This window comes from Microbacterium sp., assembly GCF_041909575.1.
Lineage (GTDB): Bacteria > Actinomycetota > Actinomycetes > Actinomycetales > Microbacteriaceae > Microbacterium.
In genome coordinates, this window is the sequence record NZ_JAYRDE010000066.1 from 1 (window position 1) to 16673 (window position 16673).

Consider the following 16673-nt stretch of genomic DNA (forward strand, 5'->3'; position numbering starts at 1 on the left):
TGTTGATCGTTCAGGGATCCGACGACGACGTGACCGCACCGGCGAACGGCGAGCGACTGCAGGCGACCGCCCCCGAGCGCGCGAGCGTCAAGACGCTGGCCGGACACGGCCACCTCTTCCCCTCCACTGACCCGATCGAGACCGCGGTGATCATCGAGGAGTACCTCGACTGGGACTGAGGATGTCGCCGGCGCCCGCTAGCGTGCAGCGCATGGCGATCTCTCCGGAACTTCGCGACTGGCTCCTCCACTCCGACCCCGCCCTGCAGTGGCAGGTCGAGCGCGATGTGCTGAGTGCGCCGCCCGCGGTGTGGCAGGCCACGCGCGCCCGCGTCACGACCGAGGGGTTCGGCGCCGCGCTGCTCACGCAGCAGGATCCCGACGGCCAATGGGCGGGCGGGTCGTTCTTCCCCGCCGGCTTCTTCGACAGCGACGAGCCGGAGCAGCCCGGTCAGCCGTGGATCGCCACGACCTGGGTGCTGCGGGACCTCCGCGAGTGGGGTGCGGATGCCGCGGCCCTCGGTGACACGGCAGCCAGACTCGACGCGAACAGCCGCTGGGACTACGACGACCTGCCGTACTGGGGCGGCGAGATCGACGTCTGCATCAACTCCTACACCCTCGCCACGGGTGCCTGGCTCGGCGCGGATGTCTCCAAGCTCGTGGAATGGTTCCCCGCCCACCAGCTCTCCGACGGCGGCTGGAACTGCGAGGCGGAGGAGGGCGACTCGACGCGCTCGTCGTTCCACTCCACGCTCAACGCGCTGCGCGGGATGCTCGAGTACGAGCAGCTCACCGCAGACGAGAGCCTGCGCGCCTCCCGCCGGCGCGGCGAGGAGTACCTGCTCGAGCGGCGACTCCTGTACCGCGCGTCGACCGGCGAGCAGGTGGGGCCCTTCGTCGAGCGGTTCGTGTATCCGAACCGGCACCGCTACAGCGCCCTGTTCGCCCTGGACTACTTCCGTGCCGCCGCCCTGCACGACGGCACGGCGCCCGACCCGCGGCTCGCGGATGCGATCGGACTCGTGCGCGCCGCGCGCCAGAGCGATGGAACCTGGCTCCAGACCACGCCGCTCGCAGGACGCACGTGGTTCGACGTCGACGTGGCCGAGGGCGAGCCGTCGAAGTGGCTGACGATGATGGGCGTGCGCGTCCTGGACTGGTGGGACACCGCGCACTGACGTGCGGGGGTGGTGTGCCGACCCCGGTACCGGGTGTATCGTTCGGCATCGGCAGGACGCCACCACTGGGGGTGGAGATGGTCACCAGATTGCCTTCGTCCGGCGAGATGCCCGAGGGCCAGGAGCCCGGCTGCGACACGTCGGGGCTCATCCTCGTGCACCGCATCTTCCGATGGCTCTATCGCGAGCTGCCGCCGCTCATCCGGGATGTGACGCCCGGTGACACCGCGCGCGCCGCGATCGTCGGTCGCTACGCCCATCTCGACTTCTTCGCCCTGCACATGCACCACGAGACCGAGGACCTGGCGCTGTGGGACAAGCTCGCCGACCGCGAACCCGGGTGCGCGCTGCACGTCGACCAGATGCGCGCGCAGCATGCGGAGGTCGCAGCGCACCTCGCCCGCATCGAGCCCCAGCTCGAGCCGTGGGTCGCGACGGCCGATCCCGTCCGCGGCGAGGCCTTCGCACGCGACATCGACGCTCTCCGCGACACCCTCGTGGTGCACCTGGCGCAGGAGGAGTACGAGATCATGCCGGTCGCGAGCGCCGTGCTGTCGCAGCAGGAATGGGACTGGATGGAGGAGCACACGCGAGCGACCCTGGCGAAGCACCGGAAGGACCTCGGCAGCGACATCATGGCGCTGCAGGCCGGACTGCTCATCGCGAGCGTCCCCGAGGACGAGCGGGACGACTGGATGCGGGCGAACATCCCCGCTCCCATCCGGCTCCTCTACGCCCTGCTGCTGAAGCGGCAGTACGACCGCGCGATGCGCGACCTCTACCCCGACCGTCCGGTTCCGGCGATGGTGTGACGACGATGTGGAAGCGCGTCGTACTCGATACGCACCTGCCGCATCCGCCCGAACGCGTCTACCCGTACCTCGCCGATCCCGCTCGCTGGCCCGCGTTCGCACCCGCGGTGGCATTCCGGCAGCGCATCGGAACGGGGGCGCCGGAGGTCGGCAGCCGCTGGTGGGCCGTGGACCGCATCGGGCCCTTCCGCGTGCGCTTCGCCGACGTGCTGGACGCGATCGAACCGCCCGAGCGCGTCGTCTGGCACTCGACGGCGCCGTGGAACTCGCGGGTCGAGTACGTGTGCACGCCGGAGCAGGGCGGCACGCGCGTGCACGCGGTCTACGAGGGCGATATCGCGGGGTGGCTGGCACTGACGGGGCTCCTGCCGGGCTTCGCCTGGCGGCAGATCCTGATGCGCGACTTCCGCGGGCTCACACGGGTGCTCGATGCGGAGCACCCGTCCGTCCGCGTGAGCCGCGACTAGCCGGCCGTCTCCGCCGGGTGTCCGGCTGCGTGGCGGCCGAGGAGCGTTGCGCCGGCGACGGCGGCGGGCATCGTGACGACGGCGCCGAGCGGGACCATGAAGCACAGCTGCGTGGCCACGCCGAATCCCAGCATCCGTCCGCGGTTCCCTCGCATGAGCACCCGTCGCTCCCGCGCCGACAGGCCGCGTGCGGTCAGAGCGCGGGAGGTGAGCTCGTCGGCGATCAGCCACCCGGTGCAGGACACCGCGAAGACCGTGCTGAGGATGCCGCCGAGCGCGGGGATGAGGGCGATGAGCGTCGCGAGGACGGCGATCCCGATGCCGCGGACGACAAGCCACAGGCCGTCTCTCACCGAGGCCCAGAACCCGTACGGGACTTCGGCGACGGGCGCACCCGCATCCGCCTCCACCGCCCGCCAGATCCGCTCGTAGAACGGGTCGCCGACCACGAGCGTGATGGCCGTGAACGACACGGCGACGAGGACCAGGGCCGCGGCGAACACGGCCGTGCCCACCGTCACCCGGATCACGGTCGCCCAGATCCCGGGCCACGCGTCGGCGAACGGCGTCATCGCCTCGGTGAGGGCCGGGAGGAATGCTCCGAGGGTGACGAGACCGGCGAGGAAGAGCGCGCCGACGATCGCCGCGGGGACGAGCCCCAGCGCCATGAGCCCCGGGCGCCTCCGCCAGTAGGCGAAGCCCCGCCCGAGCAGGCCGACTCCCCGGAAGAATTCGCGCATCGGCTCAGCTTAGGCGGGCCGGAGGCGACCGCGGGTAGGGTTGCCACATCACCGGCGATGGAGCAGGGGGTGCGATGCGAAGACGAGCGATGTCCGTGGCAGGCGTGCTCGCAGCCGCGTGTCTGCTGGCCTCGTGCACGAGCGCCTCGTCGGGCAGCCGCCACACGCTGTACGACAGCATCGACGCGCTCGCCGCGGACAGTTCCGCGATCGTCGTCGGGGCCGTGGGGCTCCAGCGCACCGACGGCGACGCGACCATCTCGTCGATCCTGGTCGAAAGCGCACCGACGAATCCCCAGCTCGGCGCCGCCGTCGAGGGCGGAGCGAGCACGATCGAGCCCGGCGACGTGATCGACGTACGCCAGACGACCGACCCCAGACTGGTGCGCGGCGCGCAGTACGCGCTCTTCCTCACGCCGACGATGCTGCCCGGCGATGCCGCGACGCAGTACTTCGTCACGGGCGCCGTGGCCGGCATCTACGTGCGCGACGGCGACGAGTTCCGCCGCGTGGTGCGGGACAGCGGCGACACGCTCCCGGAGACGATGCAGATCGCCGACTAGGCGCTCACGCGTCGCGGGCGCAGCGGAACCCGATGTGCGTGGTCGAGGAGTCCTCGGCCTGCGGCGACCGCGCCGCCGGGCGGAAGCGCAGGCAGTAGTCGGGCGAGCACAGGTGCGACCCGCCCTTCAGCACGCGCGGCGCCCCGCGCCCCCCGGGCGCGGCGCGCGCGGGGGATCGCCTCGGGGCCCGCCCGGGGGGGCGGCGGGGCCCCACGCCCGAACGGTGCCGCGGCGCGTAGTAGTCCGTCGTCCACTCCCACACGTTGCCGATGGTGTCCACGAGGCCGTAGCCGTTCGGCGCGAACGAGCCCACGGGCGCCGCCCGGCCGGCGTGCGCGCCGCGGAGCTCGTAGGGGAAGCGGCCGATCCACGTGTGCGCGCGCGGTTCGCCGCCGGGGAACGCCTCCTCACCCCACGCGAACGCGCCGTCCGTCGTTCCGCCGCGCGCGGCGTACTCGGCTTCGGCCTCGGTCGGCAGACGCTTGCCCGCCCACGCCGCGTAGGCAGCGGCATCCGCGAACGCCACGTGCACCACGGGGTGGCCAGCCCGGTCGTGGATCGAGGAGCCCGGACCCTCGGGATGCCGCCAGGATGCGCCGGGTTGCCACCGCCACCACTGGCGCCAGTCGCCCAGGTCCACCGGACCCGGCGTCGGCGAGAACACGAGCGAGCCGGGGGCGAGATCCTCCGCCGCCGTTCCGGGGAAGTCGGCCTCCTCGAGTGCGCGCTCGGCCACCGTCACATACCCGGTCGAACCCACGAAGCGCTCGAACTCCGCATTGGTGACGGGATGCCGATCCATCCAGAACGCGTCGACGGATGCCTCGTGCGCGGGCCGCTCGTCGGGATAGAACACGTCGCTGCCCATCGTGAAGGTTCCGCCGGGCAGGAGCACCATGTCGCTCACGGTGCGAGGCGCTCGCCGAGCTCCACGATGAGTCCCTCGGGCCCGCGGACGTAGCAGACCAGCCAGACGTCGTCGTAGTTCACGACCTCCCCGACGAGGTCGTATCCCGCCTCGCGCACGCGTTCGAGCAGGGGCTCCAGCCCGTCCACGCGGTAGGCGAGGTGGCGCAGGCCCAGGGCGTCGGCCGGCAGAGCGGCCGGCTCCTCGACGGTCGCGGGCGAGAGCATGCGCGACAGCTCGATCGCCCCGGAGCCGTCCGGCGCCGTCACGAACACCATCTCCACCTTCGTGCCCGTGAGCCCGTTCACGCGATCGGCCCACTCGCCGCCCACCGTCGCCCGCTCGCCGATGTCGAACCCGAGCAGCTCGAAGAAGTCCGCGACCCTGTCGAGGTCCCGGACGATGAGGCCGATGTGTTCCAGACTGCGCACGCCCATGGCGTGATGCTACGGCGTGGGATGCGCAGAGGCGAGGCTCGCGGTCCGCGGCCTACCGGCGGAGCGTCGTCGAGGGGTGCTCGCCGAACGCGGCGGCGTACTGCTGCGCGAACCGGCCGGGATGGGCGAATCCCCACCGGAACGCGGCGTCGCGCACGGACAGCCGCGGGTCCGTGGAGGCCAGCAGCTCCTCGCGCGCCAGCCGCAGCCGCAGCCGCCGGAGGTACTGCATCGGCGTCATGTCGTACGCGCGGCGGAATGCGGCCTGCAGGGACCTCGTCGTCGTCGCGGCGGCCAGAGCGACGTCGCCGACCGTGATCGGCTCGTGCGCATGCGCCTCCATGAACGCGATCGCGAGCCGGACGCGGCGGGACTGGATGCCGCGATCCGGCCGTCGCTCGAGGTCGACGAGCGGGTACGAGCTGAGGATCGAGACCACGGCATGCCGACGCATCTGTGCGCGCACGAGGGGGGCATCGCGCAGAGTCGCCTCCGACATCATCGCCTCGAGGCTCGCGACGGCCTCGCCCACGAGAGCGGGGTGACGGCGGTGCGTATTGACGCCGTCCACGCGGAGAGCCGCGTCCGGCGTGCCGCTCAGCGACTCCGCGACCTCTCGCACGTACGTCGTGTCGAGCCCCACCGTGCGGATGTGGGCGCTCGTGAACTCCACCCGCATCTCCACGCCGGGAGGAATCAGAAACGGCACGGACCCGTTCCCCCGTTCCTCGCCGACGCGCCAGCGGTGGGTTCCTCGCACGGCGTGCGCGATCATGACGTCGTCGAAGGACTCCGCACCCGATCGGCACCGTCCCTCGAATCGCAGCGACGCGACCGAGACCGACTCGTCGCTGGCCGCCGACATCGCGAAGCCGAACCGTCGGTCAGGGGTAGCGGCGAGATCCATCGGCGTCGAGTAGAGGTCGGTCATCGACCGCTGCGCCTCGGCGAGGCTCGACGTCCGCGCGGACTGCCAGCGGATCGCGCCGGCCGTCACTGCGCGGGCCCCGACAGGGGGGACGCGGACACGGGGGCGCGGCGCGCCGAACGGGACACGCCCGCACAGAGGGCGAGGACAGGGTGCTGCACGTGAATACTCCGGGGGGACCTACGGGGAAGCAGGACAGCATCCGTCGAAAATGTGAATCCGTGAAGGGGGTTGACTTGCCCATGCGCGTCAAGTAGTAGTCGCGCGTCGTACGAGCCCGGGCTGTCGCATCTCCCGATCGCTGTCAACCCCCTGCGCCTCCGATGCGCTCGCCTGGAAGCTCGTGACAGGAGGTATCCGCATGAGCCGTTCGACTCTGTCCGTGGTCCGATCCGACGAGAAGGCGGGCTGCCCGTGCGTGCCGTGACCTGGCAGGGGAGGCGGGATGTCGCCGTCTCCGAAGTGCCGGATCCCCGCATCCTCGAGCCCACGGACGCCGTCGTCCGCATCACCTCGACCGCGATCTGCGGATCCGACCTGCACCTGTACGAGCTGTTCGGGCCGTTCATCGACCGCGGTGACATCCTCGGTCATGAGGCGATGGGCGTGGTCGAGGAGGTCGGCGCGGCGGTTGCGCTGCGTCCCGGGCAGCGGGTGGTGGTCCCGTTCAACATCGCCTGCGGAACCTGCTTCATGTGTCGACGCGGCCTCCAGTCGCAGTGCGAGACCACCCAGAACCGCGACTACGGCACCGGAGCGTCGCTGTTCGGGTACACCAAGCTCTACGGGCAGGTGCCGGGCGGCCAGGCGGAGCTGCTTCGCGTGCCGTTCGCCGACTACAACACGATTCCGGTCGACACCGACCTCCCCGACGAGCGCTATCTCTTCCTCAGTGACATCCTTCCGACCGCGTGGCAGGCCGTCGAGTACGCAGGCCTCTCGGAGCCGGGCACCGTCGTCGTGCTGGGGCTCGGCCCCGTCGGGCAGCTGACGTCGCGGATCGCTGCGGCTCGGGGACACCGCGTGATCGCGATCGATCCCGTTCCGGAGCGTCGCGAGATGGCGGCCCGGCACGGCGTCGAGGCCTGGGAGGGCGACGACGACATCGAGCGCGTGCTCGCCGCGACGGACGGGCGGGGAGCCGACGCCGCGATCGATGCGGTCGGACTCGAGGCGCACGGGAGCACACTGGCCTCCGCCGCGCACAAGCTCATCGGGGTCATGCCGGATGCCGTCGCGCGGCCCATGATGGAGCGCGCCGGAATCGACCGGCTCGCCGCGCTCTACAGCGCGATCGACGTGGTCCGTCGCGGCGGCACCGTGTCGATCAGCGGGGTGTATGCGGGGGACGGCGACATTCTCCCGATGAAGACCATGTTCGATCGGCAGCTCACCCTGCGGATGGGCCAGTGCAACGTGAAGCGATGGATCGATGACCTGCTCCCGCTCGTGCGAGACGAGGCGGATCCGTTCGGACTCGACGACCTCGTCACGCACCGTGGCGGCCTCGACGACGCGCCGGCCCTCTACGAGACATTCCAGAAGAAGGACGACGGCTGCATCAAGGTGGTGCTGAGCCCGGCGTGAGGAGCGGCATCCGGGATCACTTCATGAGGCAGCCAGGCTCCGATGCCGCCGGTCAGATGACGTGGTCGCCGGTCGCGGCGCCGACGCGCTCGGGCGGCTCGGGCACGAGGTAGAGGCCGCTCGGCGAGTTCGCCGTGAACGCCAGGGCATCCACCCACGCGTGGTTGAGGCGGGGTTTGCGGCCGCCGTAGTACTTGTACACGAGAGCGCACCGCGGGTGCACCCACACCGTGGTCCGGCCGTCGCCGATGCTCGCGTCGTCCTTCCAGCTGAAGGCGAAGGGCTCGCCGCGGCGGAGCTTCGTGCTGATCACCAGCTGCAGGTGGGCGAGGGTGCGGTCGTCGAAATCGACCTTCACGGTCCCGTCGTAGATGAACTTGCCCATGGTGGCCTCCGAGCATCGAACGGTCGACACCACGTTCCTCGCAGGAGCGGGGCGCCGCCACGGGCTTGACACCCCTCGGGGCCGCGGGTACGGGCGCATCGTGGCGGGTCCGTCGTCCGGTGTCCAGGGCTTCCACCGCGGGGGTGGGGCGTCGTATACAGGGGAGGTGCCCGACGATGCCCTCGAGATCCTCCCCATCCGTCCCGACGACGCCGGTGAGACGCTGACGCTCCAGCGCGCCGCCTTCGTGCAGGAGGCGCTGATCTACGACAGCGTGCAGATGCCGCCGCTGACCCAGACCTTCGACGAGATCCGCGCCGAGCTCGTGGAGAACCTCGGCTGCGTGGCCCGGGAGAACGGGCGGATGCTGGGGGCCGTGCGCGCCCGCGCCGACGGCGACCTCCTGCTGGTGGGACGGCTCGCCATCGCGCCCGACGTGCAGGGGCGCGGCATCGGCAGTCGCCTGCTCGAAGCGGTCGAGCAGCGCGGACGCGATGCCGGATGCCGCGAGTCTGAGCTGTTCACGGGATCGCTCAGCGAGGCCAACCTGCGCCTGTACGAGCGCACCGGCTACCGCGAGACGACCCGCGTGCAGGGGGACGACGGCATCGAGCAGGTCTTCCTGCGCAAGCCCCTCGGCTGAGCCGATGTCGGCGGGCGGTGCCAGGATGGTGGCATGCCGGAGTCGCCGGAAGTCCAGGCCCTCGTCGAGTTCCTCGGCGAACGCCCGACGGGTCGCCGCATCGGCGGCGTCGACGTGCTCGAGTTCCGAACGGTGAAGACGCGCCAATCGCCGCCGTCGACGCTCGTGGGCGCGCAGGTCACCGGTGCCAGTCGGCACGGCAAGCATGTCGCGCTGGCTCTCGGCGAAGAGACGACACTGGTCGTGTCGCTCGGTCGCCACGGCTGGATGCGCTGGCGCGAGCCCGGCGACGAGGCCCCGTCGTCGGCCGACGCGCCACCCGCGCTCGCGGAGTTCGCCTTCGACGACGGCGGGGTGCTGGAGGTGACGGATGCCGGCACCTGGGTGTCGCTGGGGCTCCACGTCGTCGACGACGCCATGGCCGTCCCCGCGATCGCCAAACTCGGACCCGACCCGGCGCACCCGGCGTTCTCACGCGCCGACCTCGAAGCCGCGCTGGGCGGCCGGCGCAAGCAGCTGAAGGCGATCCTCCAGGAACAGGAGTCCCTCGCGGGCATCGGGAACGCGTACTCCGACGAGATCCTGCACGCCGCCCAGACGTCGCCGGTCATCCATGCCGCCGCGCTCGATGACGCCGCTCACGACCGTCTGTACACGGCGATCGTGCAGACCGTGCGCGGCGCGATCGACGCACGGCGGGGCATCCCCATTCACGAGCTCAAGGCGGCGAAGGTCGCGGCGATGCGCGTGCACGGACGCGCCGGCGAGGCATGCCCGGTGTGCGCCGACACGATCCGTGACTTCTCGTTCGGCGGCACGACGGCGCAGTACTGTCCCACGTGCCAGACCGGCGGCGCCGCGCTGTGAGCCGGTGTGCGGCTCGGTCGCCGCTCACGCGGGTAGCATGGGCGGCATGACGACTTCGCAGACGCCCGCCACGACGACCCTCCAGCCCGTCTCCGACGAGAAGAACCTCCTCACCGTCGTCGAGTCCGCCGGGTCGTGCTGCGGCGGCGGCAGCTGCAGCACCGTCTGAGCCCTGTCCGCGCGAGAGGCTGACCTTGCGATGACCGACGATCAGCTGCACATCACGCCGCGCGTCGCACGCGTGCTCATGACCGAGGAGGCCATCTACGGCCTCATCCTGGTGTCGGGCATGATCGTCGTCAGTGCCGGCGGAAGCTCCTGGGCCGCGTTCGTGACCGTCCTGGTGACGGTGCTGGTGTTCTTCGCCGCGCACGTCTACGCCGGCACCCTCGGCCGCCTCGCCGCGACCGACGGTCACGCGGGACTGCGGGCGAGCTTCGCATCGGCCGCACGGCAGTCATCGGGCATGGTCATCGCCGCCGTGGCGCCGCTCCTCGTCCTCCTGCTGGGCGCCACCCGCGTCGTCGAGGACGACACGGCGCTGTGGATCGCTCTCATCGTGAACACCGTGACCCTGGGCGCACTCGGCTGGATCGCCGTCGCCAGATGGAGCACGCACTGGTGGCCGAGGCTGCTGAGCGCGACCGTCACCGCGGCCTTCGGCGGCCTGCTCATCCTGCTCAAGGCCGTCATCCACCACTGAACCCGGCCCGCGCTCAGGCGGTCTGCTCACCTTTCGAGGGGCGAGAGCAGCGCATCCACGAGGGCGGGCGTGAGGCCCGGGACCTCGTCCACCGGCACGGCGAGGGCGAGCAGGGCTCTGCTGAGGAAGTTCCTCGCCGCCGCCGCGAGCGCGATGTCCACGATCTGGCGATCGGAGAACCCGAGCTCGCGCAGGCGCCGGGAGTCCGCATCCGTCATCGAACGCGGGTCGACCGAGACCCGCTCCGCGAACGCCATGACGGCGACATCGGCTTCGCTCAGGTCGGCGTCGGTGTAGTCGCGGGCGAGTCGATCGAGCTGCTCCTCGTCCACGAGCCCGGCGCGCAGCGTCTTGCGACCGTGCGCGAGAAGGCAGTGCGGCGACCCGATCGCGCGTGCGGCGCCGAGGGTCGCGAGCTCGTAGGTGCGCAGTCCGATCGACGGCGTGATCGCGCCCAGCAGCGCCTCGAAGGCCTCATGCGCCTCGGGGTTGACGGCCATCGCACGCGTGTGCGCGTAGACGCGGCCGTCCGCGTCAAGGTCCTCCCGGTACATGGCGGCGACGTGGCCCGTCGCCGAGGAGAGCTCCGGTGTGTCGACGATCATGGGCTGCCTCCGTCCGCTTCCCCCAGAATCGCGGATGCCCCGCCCCACGTCGAGGGGGCGGGGCATCCGCGTGATACCGGCCGGATCAGTGCGCGGCGGGTGCGCCCATCGGCTGGTCGGCGGGCTTGCGGATGAGGAAGGCCCCGACCAGCAGCGGAAGCGACAGGAGGGCGGCGGTGAGGAAGGCGGCGTGCATGCCCGCGGCGCTCGCCGCGAGCTCATCGGCTCCCGACTCCGAGGCCGCGGACGACGCCGCAGCCATGACGCCGAACATGAGCGCGATGCCGGCGGCCCCTGCCACCTGCTGCGCGGTGCCGACGACGGCCGAGCCGTACGAGTAGAACTTCGGCTGCAGGGAGGCGAGCGATGCCGTGAACAGCGGGGTGAACGACAGGGCGAGACCCAGCGACAGCACGGTCTGCGCGATCGCGACGAGCCACACCGGGGTGTCGACGCCGAACGTCGTGTAGAACCAGAGCATCGCGCTCGTGATCACGGCGCCCGGGACCAGCAGCACGGTCGTGCCCCAGCGGTCGTAGATGCGGCCGATGAACGGACCCGCGAGGCCCATGGCGAGCGCACCCGGCAGGACCACGAGTCCGGTGGTGAGTGCGTCGACGCCCAGCACGTTCTGCAGGTACAGCGGCACCACCGTGATCGCTCCGAAGAACGCCATCGACATGAGCACCATCTGCACCATCGACAGCGAGAAGTTCACGCTGCGGAAGACGCGCAGATCGAGCAGGGCGTCGTCGGTGCGCTGCAGCACGACCTGACGCCAGCCGAACAGACCCAGCGCCACGACGGCGATGGACAGCGAGACGACCAGCGTCGTGGTGGACATGGCCGTCGCCGCCGCGGCCTCGGCCCCGCTGCCGTGCCCGCCCGCGCCGAGCTGGCTGAGGCCGAACACGAGGCCGCCGAAGCCGAGCGCGGACAGGATCACCGACAGCACGTCGATGGGCGCGTGCGTCGTCTCCCCGAGATTGTGGATCCAGCGGGCGCCGACGAAGAGGGCCACGACCGCGATCGGGAGCACGATGCCGAAGATCCAGCGCCACTCGAAGTTGTTGAGGATCGCGCCGGCCAGGGTCGGGCCGATCGCCGGGGCGAGCGAGATCACGATGCTGACGCGGCCCATCATGCGGCCCCGGATGGCTGCAGGCACGACGGTCATGAGGGTCGTCATGAGCAGCGGCATCATGATCGCGGTGCCGGACGCCTGCACCACGCGAGCGACGAGCAGCATCGTGAACCCCGGCGACAGGAACGCGATGAGCGTGCCCAGCGAGAACAATCCCATGGCGGCGATGAACATCGTGCGGGTGGTGAAGCGACGCAGCAGGAAGCCCGTGATCGGGATGACGACGGCCATCGTCAGCATGAACGCCGTGGTCAGCCACTGTGCGGAGAGCGCGGTGATGCCGAGATCGGTGATGAGGTGGGGGATCGCCACGCCCATCGTCGTCTCGTTGAGGATCGCGACGAAGGCGGCGGCGAGGAGCAGCCAGATGACCCGGCTCTCGCGGGGGCCGAGCTTAGGAGTCGCGGCGACGTCCGCGGTGCGGATGCCGTCGGTGGCGGGATGCATGTCGGTGGCGGCCATAGGTCGTCTCCTCTATGAGGTCGGAAGGGCGAGGGATCGGCCATGCGGAGCCGGCGAGCGATCGGCCGAGAGCGGATGGCGAGAGAGCCGTGCGGACACGGCGATTCATCAGGATAACGGCGGGGTCGGACACGACATTCCCGCGTGGACCGGATCTCTCCGGCTTCTCGTCAGGGGGCGGAGCGCCTCCGCGAGAACGGCGTCAGTTCTCGAGCGTCTCCTCGGACGCGGGGCGGTCCCACTTCTCGGATCCGATCGCGTCCGTCGAATGCGGCGTGGGCTCGCGCTCCTCGACGGCGTGGGGGAGCGGGTTGAGCAGCTCCTCCTCGGGGATCGCCTTCAGCTCGTCGATCTCCTCGCGGAGGGCTGCCAGGTCGGAGCCGTCGTGGGCGGGGGTTTCGGGCGTCGAGGTCATGGCGCAAGCCTAGCCCCGGAGGCTCGGGCCGTCAGTAGTCTCGTGAGGGTGAGCATGCGCGGCGGAGGCGGGGGCGGCGGCGGGGGTGGGGGTGGCCACCCGGGCTTCCGCGGCGTCGACATCGAGGCCCAGAAGCGCATCAACGCCGCCGCACCGAAGATCCCGCACCTCGGACGGCGGGTCGTGGCGCTGTTCCGTCCCTACCGATGGGCGCTCGTCTTCACGGCGATCCTCGTCGTCGTGGGCGCGGGCATCGCGGTGATCCCGCCGCTGATCGTGCAGCGGATCTTCGACGACGCGCTGTTCCCCACGGACGGCTCGCCGCCGGACATCCCGCTGCTGTGGCGGCTCGTCGCACTGATGGTGCTGCTGTTCCTCGTGTCGGCGGGCCTCGGCGTGCTGCAGACGTGGTTCACCTCGACGATCGGCAACAAGGTCACGGGCGACCTGCGGGTGACGCTGTTCGACCATCTGCAGTCGATGGAGCTGGCCTTCTTCACGCGCACCAAGACCGGCGTGATCCAGTCGCGGCTGCAGAACGACGTCGGCGGCGTCTCGGGCGTCCTCACGAACACCTTCACGAGCATCCTGGGCAATGCGGTGACGGTGAGCGCATCGCTCGTGGCCATGATCATCATCGACTGGCGGCTGACGCTCATCGCGGTGGTCATGATGCCGATCCTCGTGCTCGTGCAGCGCCGCGTCGGCCAGGTCCGCGCACGCATCGCGGGCGAGACGCAGGAGTCGCTGTCCGAGCTCACCGCCATCACCCAGGAGACCCTGAGCGTCTCGGGCATCCTGCTCTCCAAGTCGTTCAACCGGCAGCGCGCGGAGTCAGCCCGGTACGCGGACGAGAACCGCAATCAGGTGCGCCTGCAGGTGCGGCGGGCGATGAGCGGCCAGGGATTCTTCGCCGTGGTGCAGGTGCTGATGGCGAGCGTGCCCGCCGTCATCTACCTCGTCGCCGGGTACTTCATCACCGGCGGCGACGCCGTCATCACGGCGGGAACCGTCGTCGCCTTCACCACGGTGCAGGCCCGGTTGCTCATGCCGCTGATGGGCCTCATGCGGGTGAGCCTCGATCTGCAGACCTCCGCGGCCCTGTTCGCGCGCATCTTCGAGTACCTCGACCTCGAGCCGGCCATCCGCGACGCCCCCGACGCCATCCCGGTCGAGCAGGCGCCCGGGCCCCTCGGGCGCATCGAGTTCCGCGACGTCGTGTTCCGGTATCCGGATGCCGCGCCCGGCGCCCGCCCGACGCTCCAGGGCCTCTCCTTCACGGCCGAGCCGGGGCAGCACGTCGCGTTCGTCGGTCCCTCCGGAGCGGGAAAGACCACGGTCCTCTACCTGACGCCGCGCATGTACGAGGCATCCGAGGGCGCCGTGCTGTTCGCGGGCGAGGACGTCCGCCGCCTGCAGCACGAGTCGATCATCGACCAGGTCGGCATCGTGTCGCAGGAGACCTACCTCTTCCACGCCACGATCCGCGAGAACCTGCGGTACGCGAAGCCCGAGGCCACGGATGCCGAGCTCGAGGCCGCGTGCCGCGCGGCGAACATCCATCACATCATCGAGGGGTTCGATCTCGGCTACGACACCGTCGTGGGCGAGCGCGGATACCGGCTGTCGGGCGGCGAGAAGCAGCGCATCGCGATCGCTCGCGTACTGCTCAAGGATCCGCCGGTCCTCCTGCTCGACGAGGCGACGTCGGCGCTGGACACGGTGTCGGAGGGGGTGGTGCAGGTGGCCCTGGACGCCGCGGCCCGCGGCCGCACGACCCTGACGATCGCTCACCGCCTGTCGACGGTGATCGCCGCCGATGTCATCCACGTGATCGAGGCCGGCCGCATCGTGGAGTCCGGCACCCACGCCGTCCTCATCGAGCAGGACGGGCTGTACGCGGAGCTCGCGGCACAGCAGCTCGCGGCCTCGAGGATCCTCGAGGCCGAGGAGTCGGACGAGCCCGCGGATCACCCCGACCGCCGGGCCGACCGCCCTCCCGCGGAGCCTCGGCCCGCTCCCGCCGCTGTCCCGGCCCCTCTCGCCCCGTGGGTGCCGACCCCCGAGGTCCCGGGCACCTGAAGAGCGCGCGCCTGACTCGCCGGGGCGGGGGCCCCGGTCAGGAGGGTCGTGCGGCGAGCGTGCGAGTGAAGGCGCCGAGGGCGCGCCGGTACTCCTCGTCGGGGTGATCCCGCGCGATCTCCGCGAGCGGGGGCAGATCCAGCGTCTCGATGAGGCGGACACGGGATGCGGCGGCACGACCGTGACCCGCGGCATCCAACTCGGCGATCCCGCCGGAGAGGGCCTCGAGGTAGTCCCGCAGCACCGGCAGCTCCGCCTTGTGCTGGGTGATCGACGAGCCGTCCGCGCGCTCGCGCCATTCCACGACCACGTCGGGGATGACGTCGAACGCCCGGGCGCGCACGTACATCCGCTGGGCGAGGATCTGGTCCTCGTACGCCCTGCCGACCGGGAACCGCAGGCCCTCCCGGCGCCAGAAGTCCAGCCGGCTCACCTTCGACCAGGCGACGATGTTGCCGGATGCCTCGGGGTGGTCCGCCAGCGTGGTCCCGAGCCGCTCGGGGTCCGTCGCGGCGGCGACCCACGGCTGCACGGGCCCGGCGACGTAGTCACCGTCCGGGGTGGGCCGCAGTCGTACGTAGGCTCCGACGGCGAACTCGCTGCCGGTGCGCTCGATCGTGCCCACGAGCCTTTCGAGCGCGCGCGGCGTGTAGCGGTCGTCCGCGTCGAGGAACGCGACGAAGGGCGTCCGCACCAGGTCGATGCCGGTATTGCGCGCCGCTCCGAGTCCTCGTCGGGTCGCGTGGCGGACCACGGTGAATCGAGGATCCGCCGCGGCCGCGGCGTCGAAGATCGCGCCGGTGCCGTCGGTCGAGGCGTCGTCGACGAGGATCGCCGTCCAGGCCGTGAGCGTCTGGGCGCGGAGGGAATCGAGCGCTTCCTGCGCGTACTCCGCCACCTCGAACCCGGGGACGATCACGGTCACGACGGGCGGCGCGGGCGACAGGCTCACCCGCCCGATCGTACCGCGGAGACGGAGGCGGCGACCGCGTCGGCGACGGCATCGAGCGGCTGATCGAGCGAGGCCGGGAACGTGAACCGGACCGCCGTCCGGGCGACCTCGGGGTCGATCCCCATCGCCACGAGCACGTGCGAGGGCTCGTCGCTGCCCGCGGCGCAGGCGGATCCGCTCGATGACACGATGCCGCGGCGCTCGAGCTCCAGCAGCACCGCCTCGCCGGACGTCCCCGCGAACGTGAAGCTCGCCGTGCCGGGGAGGCGGTGGACGGGATCCCCGGTCAGGGCTGCGGCCGGCACGGCCGCGAGCACCTGCGTCACGAACCGGTCGCGGAGCGCGCCGACGCGGGCGGATGCCTCCTCACGTGCCGCCTCGGCGAGTTCGAGCGCGGTCGCGAGGCCCACGGCGCCGGCGACGTTCTCGGTGCCGCTGCGTCGGCCGCGCTCCTGGCCGCCGCCGTGCAGGAGCGGCTCCAGAGGCACGCGGCCGCGCACGCCGAGCACTCCCGTGCCCTTGGGTGCGCCGAGCTTGTGCCCGGCGAGCGAGACGGCGTCCACACCGAGCGCGGCGGCCGAGAGCGGCAGCCAGCCCGCGGCCTGGACGGCGTCGACGTGCACGGGCACACCGCGCTCCCGCGCGACGGCGGCGATCGCGGCGACGTCCTGCACCGTGCCGACCTCGTTGTTGGCGTAGCCGAGGGAGAGCAGCGACGTGTCGTCTCGGAGGGCGGCGGCCGCGGCATCCGGAGCCAGTCGGCCGAGGGGATCGACCGCCACGAGCTCGACGTC

The 16673-nt window shown here is 71.4% G+C and carries 20 protein-coding genes; 10 read left to right on the forward strand and 10 right to left on the reverse strand.

All coding sequences use genetic code 11. The annotated features are described in order from the left end of the window. Positions 1-211: 211 nt before the first annotated feature. The 3 genes from ACE3O1_RS10170 to ACE3O1_RS10180 all read left to right on the forward strand — a co-directional run bounded on the left by ACE3O1_RS10170 (position 212) and on the right by ACE3O1_RS10180 (position 2459). A complete protein-coding gene (locus tag ACE3O1_RS10170) occupies positions 212-1180 on the forward strand; it encodes a squalene cyclase (RefSeq protein WP_374314912.1) in 969 nt (322 codons plus the stop codon). Positions 1181-1257: 77 nt separating this feature from the next. Further along, on the forward strand, positions 1258-1992 hold the full coding sequence (locus ACE3O1_RS10175; RefSeq protein WP_374314913.1) for a hemerythrin domain-containing protein: 735 nt from the start codon (positions 1258-1260) through the stop codon (positions 1990-1992). Between the two features lie 5 nt (positions 1993-1997). Next, positions 1998-2459 carry an SRPBCC family protein gene (locus tag ACE3O1_RS10180; RefSeq protein WP_374314914.1) on the forward strand — a complete coding sequence of 154 codons (462 nt, stop codon included), beginning with the start codon at positions 1998-2000 and terminating at the stop codon, positions 2457-2459. On the opposite strand, the gene ACE3O1_RS10185 is transcribed toward ACE3O1_RS10180, so the two are convergent. Then, on the reverse strand, positions 2456-3199 hold the full coding sequence (locus ACE3O1_RS10185) for an EI24 domain-containing protein (RefSeq protein WP_374314915.1): 744 nt from the start codon (positions 3197-3199) through the stop codon (positions 2456-2458). The two genes, ACE3O1_RS10180 and ACE3O1_RS10185, sit on opposite strands and share 4 nt — an antisense overlap. Before the next feature lie 89 nt (positions 3200-3288). On the opposite strand from ACE3O1_RS10185, the gene ACE3O1_RS10190 reads away from it, so the two are divergent. Then, the gene (locus ACE3O1_RS10190; RefSeq protein ID WP_374314917.1) at positions 3289-3762 is read left to right on the forward strand and encodes a hypothetical protein; all 474 of its coding nucleotides are present in this window, start codon (positions 3289-3291) and stop codon (positions 3760-3762) included. Between the two features lie 4 nt (positions 3763-3766). On the opposite strand, the gene ACE3O1_RS10195 is transcribed toward ACE3O1_RS10190, so the two are convergent. Genes ACE3O1_RS10195 through ACE3O1_RS10205 form a run of 3 tightly spaced genes read right to left on the reverse strand, consistent with a single transcriptional unit; the run spans position 3767 to position 6103 of the window. Next, complete coding sequence (locus ACE3O1_RS10195; RefSeq protein WP_374314932.1) at positions 3767-4660, reverse strand: formylglycine-generating enzyme family protein; 894 nt, start codon at positions 4658-4660, stop codon at positions 3767-3769. A gap of 5 nt (positions 4661-4665) precedes the next feature. After that, the gene (locus tag ACE3O1_RS10200; RefSeq protein ID WP_374314918.1) at positions 4666-5106 is read right to left on the reverse strand and encodes a VOC family protein; all 441 of its coding nucleotides are present in this window, start codon (positions 5104-5106) and stop codon (positions 4666-4668) included. A 52-nt stretch (positions 5107-5158) separates the two neighbouring features. Next, positions 5159-6103 (reverse strand): helix-turn-helix domain-containing protein, encoded by a 945-nt coding sequence (locus ACE3O1_RS10205; RefSeq protein ID WP_374314919.1) that lies wholly within the window; start codon positions 6101-6103, stop codon positions 5159-5161. Positions 6104-6448: 345 nt separating this feature from the next. Between ACE3O1_RS10205 and ACE3O1_RS10210 the strand changes: the two genes are divergently transcribed. Continuing rightward, positions 6449-7621 (forward strand): alcohol dehydrogenase catalytic domain-containing protein, encoded by a 1173-nt coding sequence (locus ACE3O1_RS10210; RefSeq protein WP_374314921.1) that lies wholly within the window; start codon positions 6449-6451, stop codon positions 7619-7621. 52 nt (positions 7622-7673) lie between these two features. Here ACE3O1_RS10210 and ACE3O1_RS10215 read toward each other — a convergent pair whose 3' ends face one another. Continuing rightward, on the reverse strand, positions 7674-8006 hold the full coding sequence (locus ACE3O1_RS10215) for an ATP-dependent DNA ligase (RefSeq protein ID WP_374314922.1): 333 nt from the start codon (positions 8004-8006) through the stop codon (positions 7674-7676). Between the two features lie 166 nt (positions 8007-8172). Here ACE3O1_RS10215 and ACE3O1_RS10220 point away from each other — a divergent pair, with 166 nt between their 5' ends. The 4 genes from ACE3O1_RS10220 to ACE3O1_RS10235 are packed head-to-tail and all read left to right on the forward strand — an operon-like array spanning position 8173 to position 10219. Continuing rightward, entirely contained in the window at positions 8173-8649 is a 477-nt protein-coding gene (locus ACE3O1_RS10220; RefSeq protein ID WP_374314923.1) for a GNAT family N-acetyltransferase, read from the forward strand. 33 nt (positions 8650-8682) lie between these two features. Beyond that, a complete protein-coding gene (locus tag ACE3O1_RS10225; RefSeq protein WP_374314924.1) occupies positions 8683-9516 on the forward strand; it encodes a DNA-formamidopyrimidine glycosylase family protein in 834 nt (277 codons plus the stop codon). A gap of 46 nt (positions 9517-9562) precedes the next feature. Beyond that, positions 9563-9685, forward strand: coding sequence for a hypothetical protein (locus ACE3O1_RS10230; protein WP_374314925.1), 123 nt, complete (start codon positions 9563-9565; stop codon positions 9683-9685). Positions 9686-9715: 30 nt separating this feature from the next. Continuing rightward, the gene (locus ACE3O1_RS10235; protein WP_374314926.1) at positions 9716-10219 is read left to right on the forward strand and encodes a hypothetical protein; all 504 of its coding nucleotides are present in this window, start codon (positions 9716-9718) and stop codon (positions 10217-10219) included. A 26-nt stretch (positions 10220-10245) separates the two neighbouring features. Here the strand turns inward: ACE3O1_RS10235 and ACE3O1_RS10240 are convergent, their stop codons facing one another. The 3 genes from ACE3O1_RS10240 to ACE3O1_RS10250 all read right to left on the reverse strand — a co-directional run bounded on the left by ACE3O1_RS10240 (position 10246) and on the right by ACE3O1_RS10250 (position 12845). After that, positions 10246-10824 (reverse strand): carboxymuconolactone decarboxylase family protein, encoded by a 579-nt coding sequence (locus ACE3O1_RS10240; protein ID WP_374314927.1) that lies wholly within the window; start codon positions 10822-10824, stop codon positions 10246-10248. A gap of 85 nt (positions 10825-10909) precedes the next feature. After that, positions 10910-12430 (reverse strand): MDR family MFS transporter, encoded by a 1521-nt coding sequence (locus tag ACE3O1_RS10245; RefSeq protein ID WP_374314928.1) that lies wholly within the window; start codon positions 12428-12430, stop codon positions 10910-10912. Between the two features lie 202 nt (positions 12431-12632). Then, a complete protein-coding gene (locus ACE3O1_RS10250) occupies positions 12633-12845 on the reverse strand; it encodes a hypothetical protein (protein ID WP_374314930.1) in 213 nt (70 codons plus the stop codon). Positions 12846-12899: 54 nt separating this feature from the next. On the opposite strand from ACE3O1_RS10250, the gene ACE3O1_RS10255 reads away from it, so the two are divergent. Beyond that, positions 12900-14927: an ABC transporter ATP-binding protein gene (locus tag ACE3O1_RS10255; RefSeq protein ID WP_374314933.1), complete on the forward strand. Its 2028-nt coding sequence runs from the start codon at positions 12900-12902 to the stop codon at positions 14925-14927. 37 nt (positions 14928-14964) lie between these two features. On the opposite strand, the gene ACE3O1_RS10260 is transcribed toward ACE3O1_RS10255, so the two are convergent. Together ACE3O1_RS10260 and ACE3O1_RS10265 are read right to left on the reverse strand one after the other, a co-directional pair. Then, positions 14965-15873, reverse strand: a complete 909-nt coding sequence (locus tag ACE3O1_RS10260; protein ID WP_374314934.1) for a glycosyltransferase family 2 protein — start codon at positions 15871-15873, stop codon at positions 14965-14967. 2 nt (positions 15874-15875) lie between these two features. Beyond that, positions 15876-16673: cysteine desulfurase family protein (locus ACE3O1_RS10265; RefSeq protein ID WP_374314931.1), on the reverse strand; the 798-nt coding region annotated here is incomplete at its 5' end.

Excerpts from the sequence above, each read along its gene's own strand:
- ACE3O1_RS10255 (WP_374314933.1), top strand. The coding sequence starts at position 12,900 with ATGCGCGGCGGAGGCGGGGGCGGCGGCGGGGGTGGGGGTGGCCACCCG.
- ACE3O1_RS10250 (WP_374314930.1), bottom strand. The coding sequence starts at position 12,845 with ATGACCTCGACGCCCGAAACCCCCGCCCACGACGGCTCCGACCTGGCA.
- ACE3O1_RS10170 (WP_374314912.1), top strand. The coding sequence starts at position 212 with ATGGCGATCTCTCCGGAACTTCGCGACTGGCTCCTCCACTCCGACCCC.
- ACE3O1_RS10185 (WP_374314915.1), bottom strand. The coding sequence starts at position 3,199 with ATGCGCGAATTCTTCCGGGGAGTCGGCCTGCTCGGGCGGGGCTTCGCC.
- ACE3O1_RS10240 (WP_374314927.1), bottom strand. The coding sequence starts at position 10,824 with ATGATCGTCGACACACCGGAGCTCTCCTCGGCGACGGGCCACGTCGCC.
- ACE3O1_RS10180 (WP_374314914.1), top strand. The coding sequence starts at position 1,998 with ATGTGGAAGCGCGTCGTACTCGATACGCACCTGCCGCATCCGCCCGAA.
- ACE3O1_RS10225 (WP_374314924.1), top strand. The coding sequence starts at position 8,683 with ATGCCGGAGTCGCCGGAAGTCCAGGCCCTCGTCGAGTTCCTCGGCGAA.
- ACE3O1_RS10245 (WP_374314928.1), bottom strand. The coding sequence starts at position 12,430 with ATGGCCGCCACCGACATGCATCCCGCCACCGACGGCATCCGCACCGCG.
- ACE3O1_RS10195 (WP_374314932.1), bottom strand. The coding sequence starts at position 4,660 with ATGGTGCTCCTGCCCGGCGGAACCTTCACGATGGGCAGCGACGTGTTC.
- ACE3O1_RS10200 (WP_374314918.1), bottom strand. The coding sequence starts at position 5,106 with ATGGGCGTGCGCAGTCTGGAACACATCGGCCTCATCGTCCGGGACCTC.
- ACE3O1_RS10230 (WP_374314925.1), top strand. The coding sequence starts at position 9,563 with ATGACGACTTCGCAGACGCCCGCCACGACGACCCTCCAGCCCGTCTCC.
- ACE3O1_RS10215 (WP_374314922.1), bottom strand. The coding sequence starts at position 8,006 with ATGGGCAAGTTCATCTACGACGGGACCGTGAAGGTCGATTTCGACGAC.
- ACE3O1_RS10235 (WP_374314926.1), top strand. The coding sequence starts at position 9,716 with ATGACCGACGATCAGCTGCACATCACGCCGCGCGTCGCACGCGTGCTC.
- ACE3O1_RS10190 (WP_374314917.1), top strand. The coding sequence starts at position 3,289 with ATGTCCGTGGCAGGCGTGCTCGCAGCCGCGTGTCTGCTGGCCTCGTGC.
- ACE3O1_RS10175 (WP_374314913.1), top strand. The coding sequence starts at position 1,258 with ATGGTCACCAGATTGCCTTCGTCCGGCGAGATGCCCGAGGGCCAGGAG.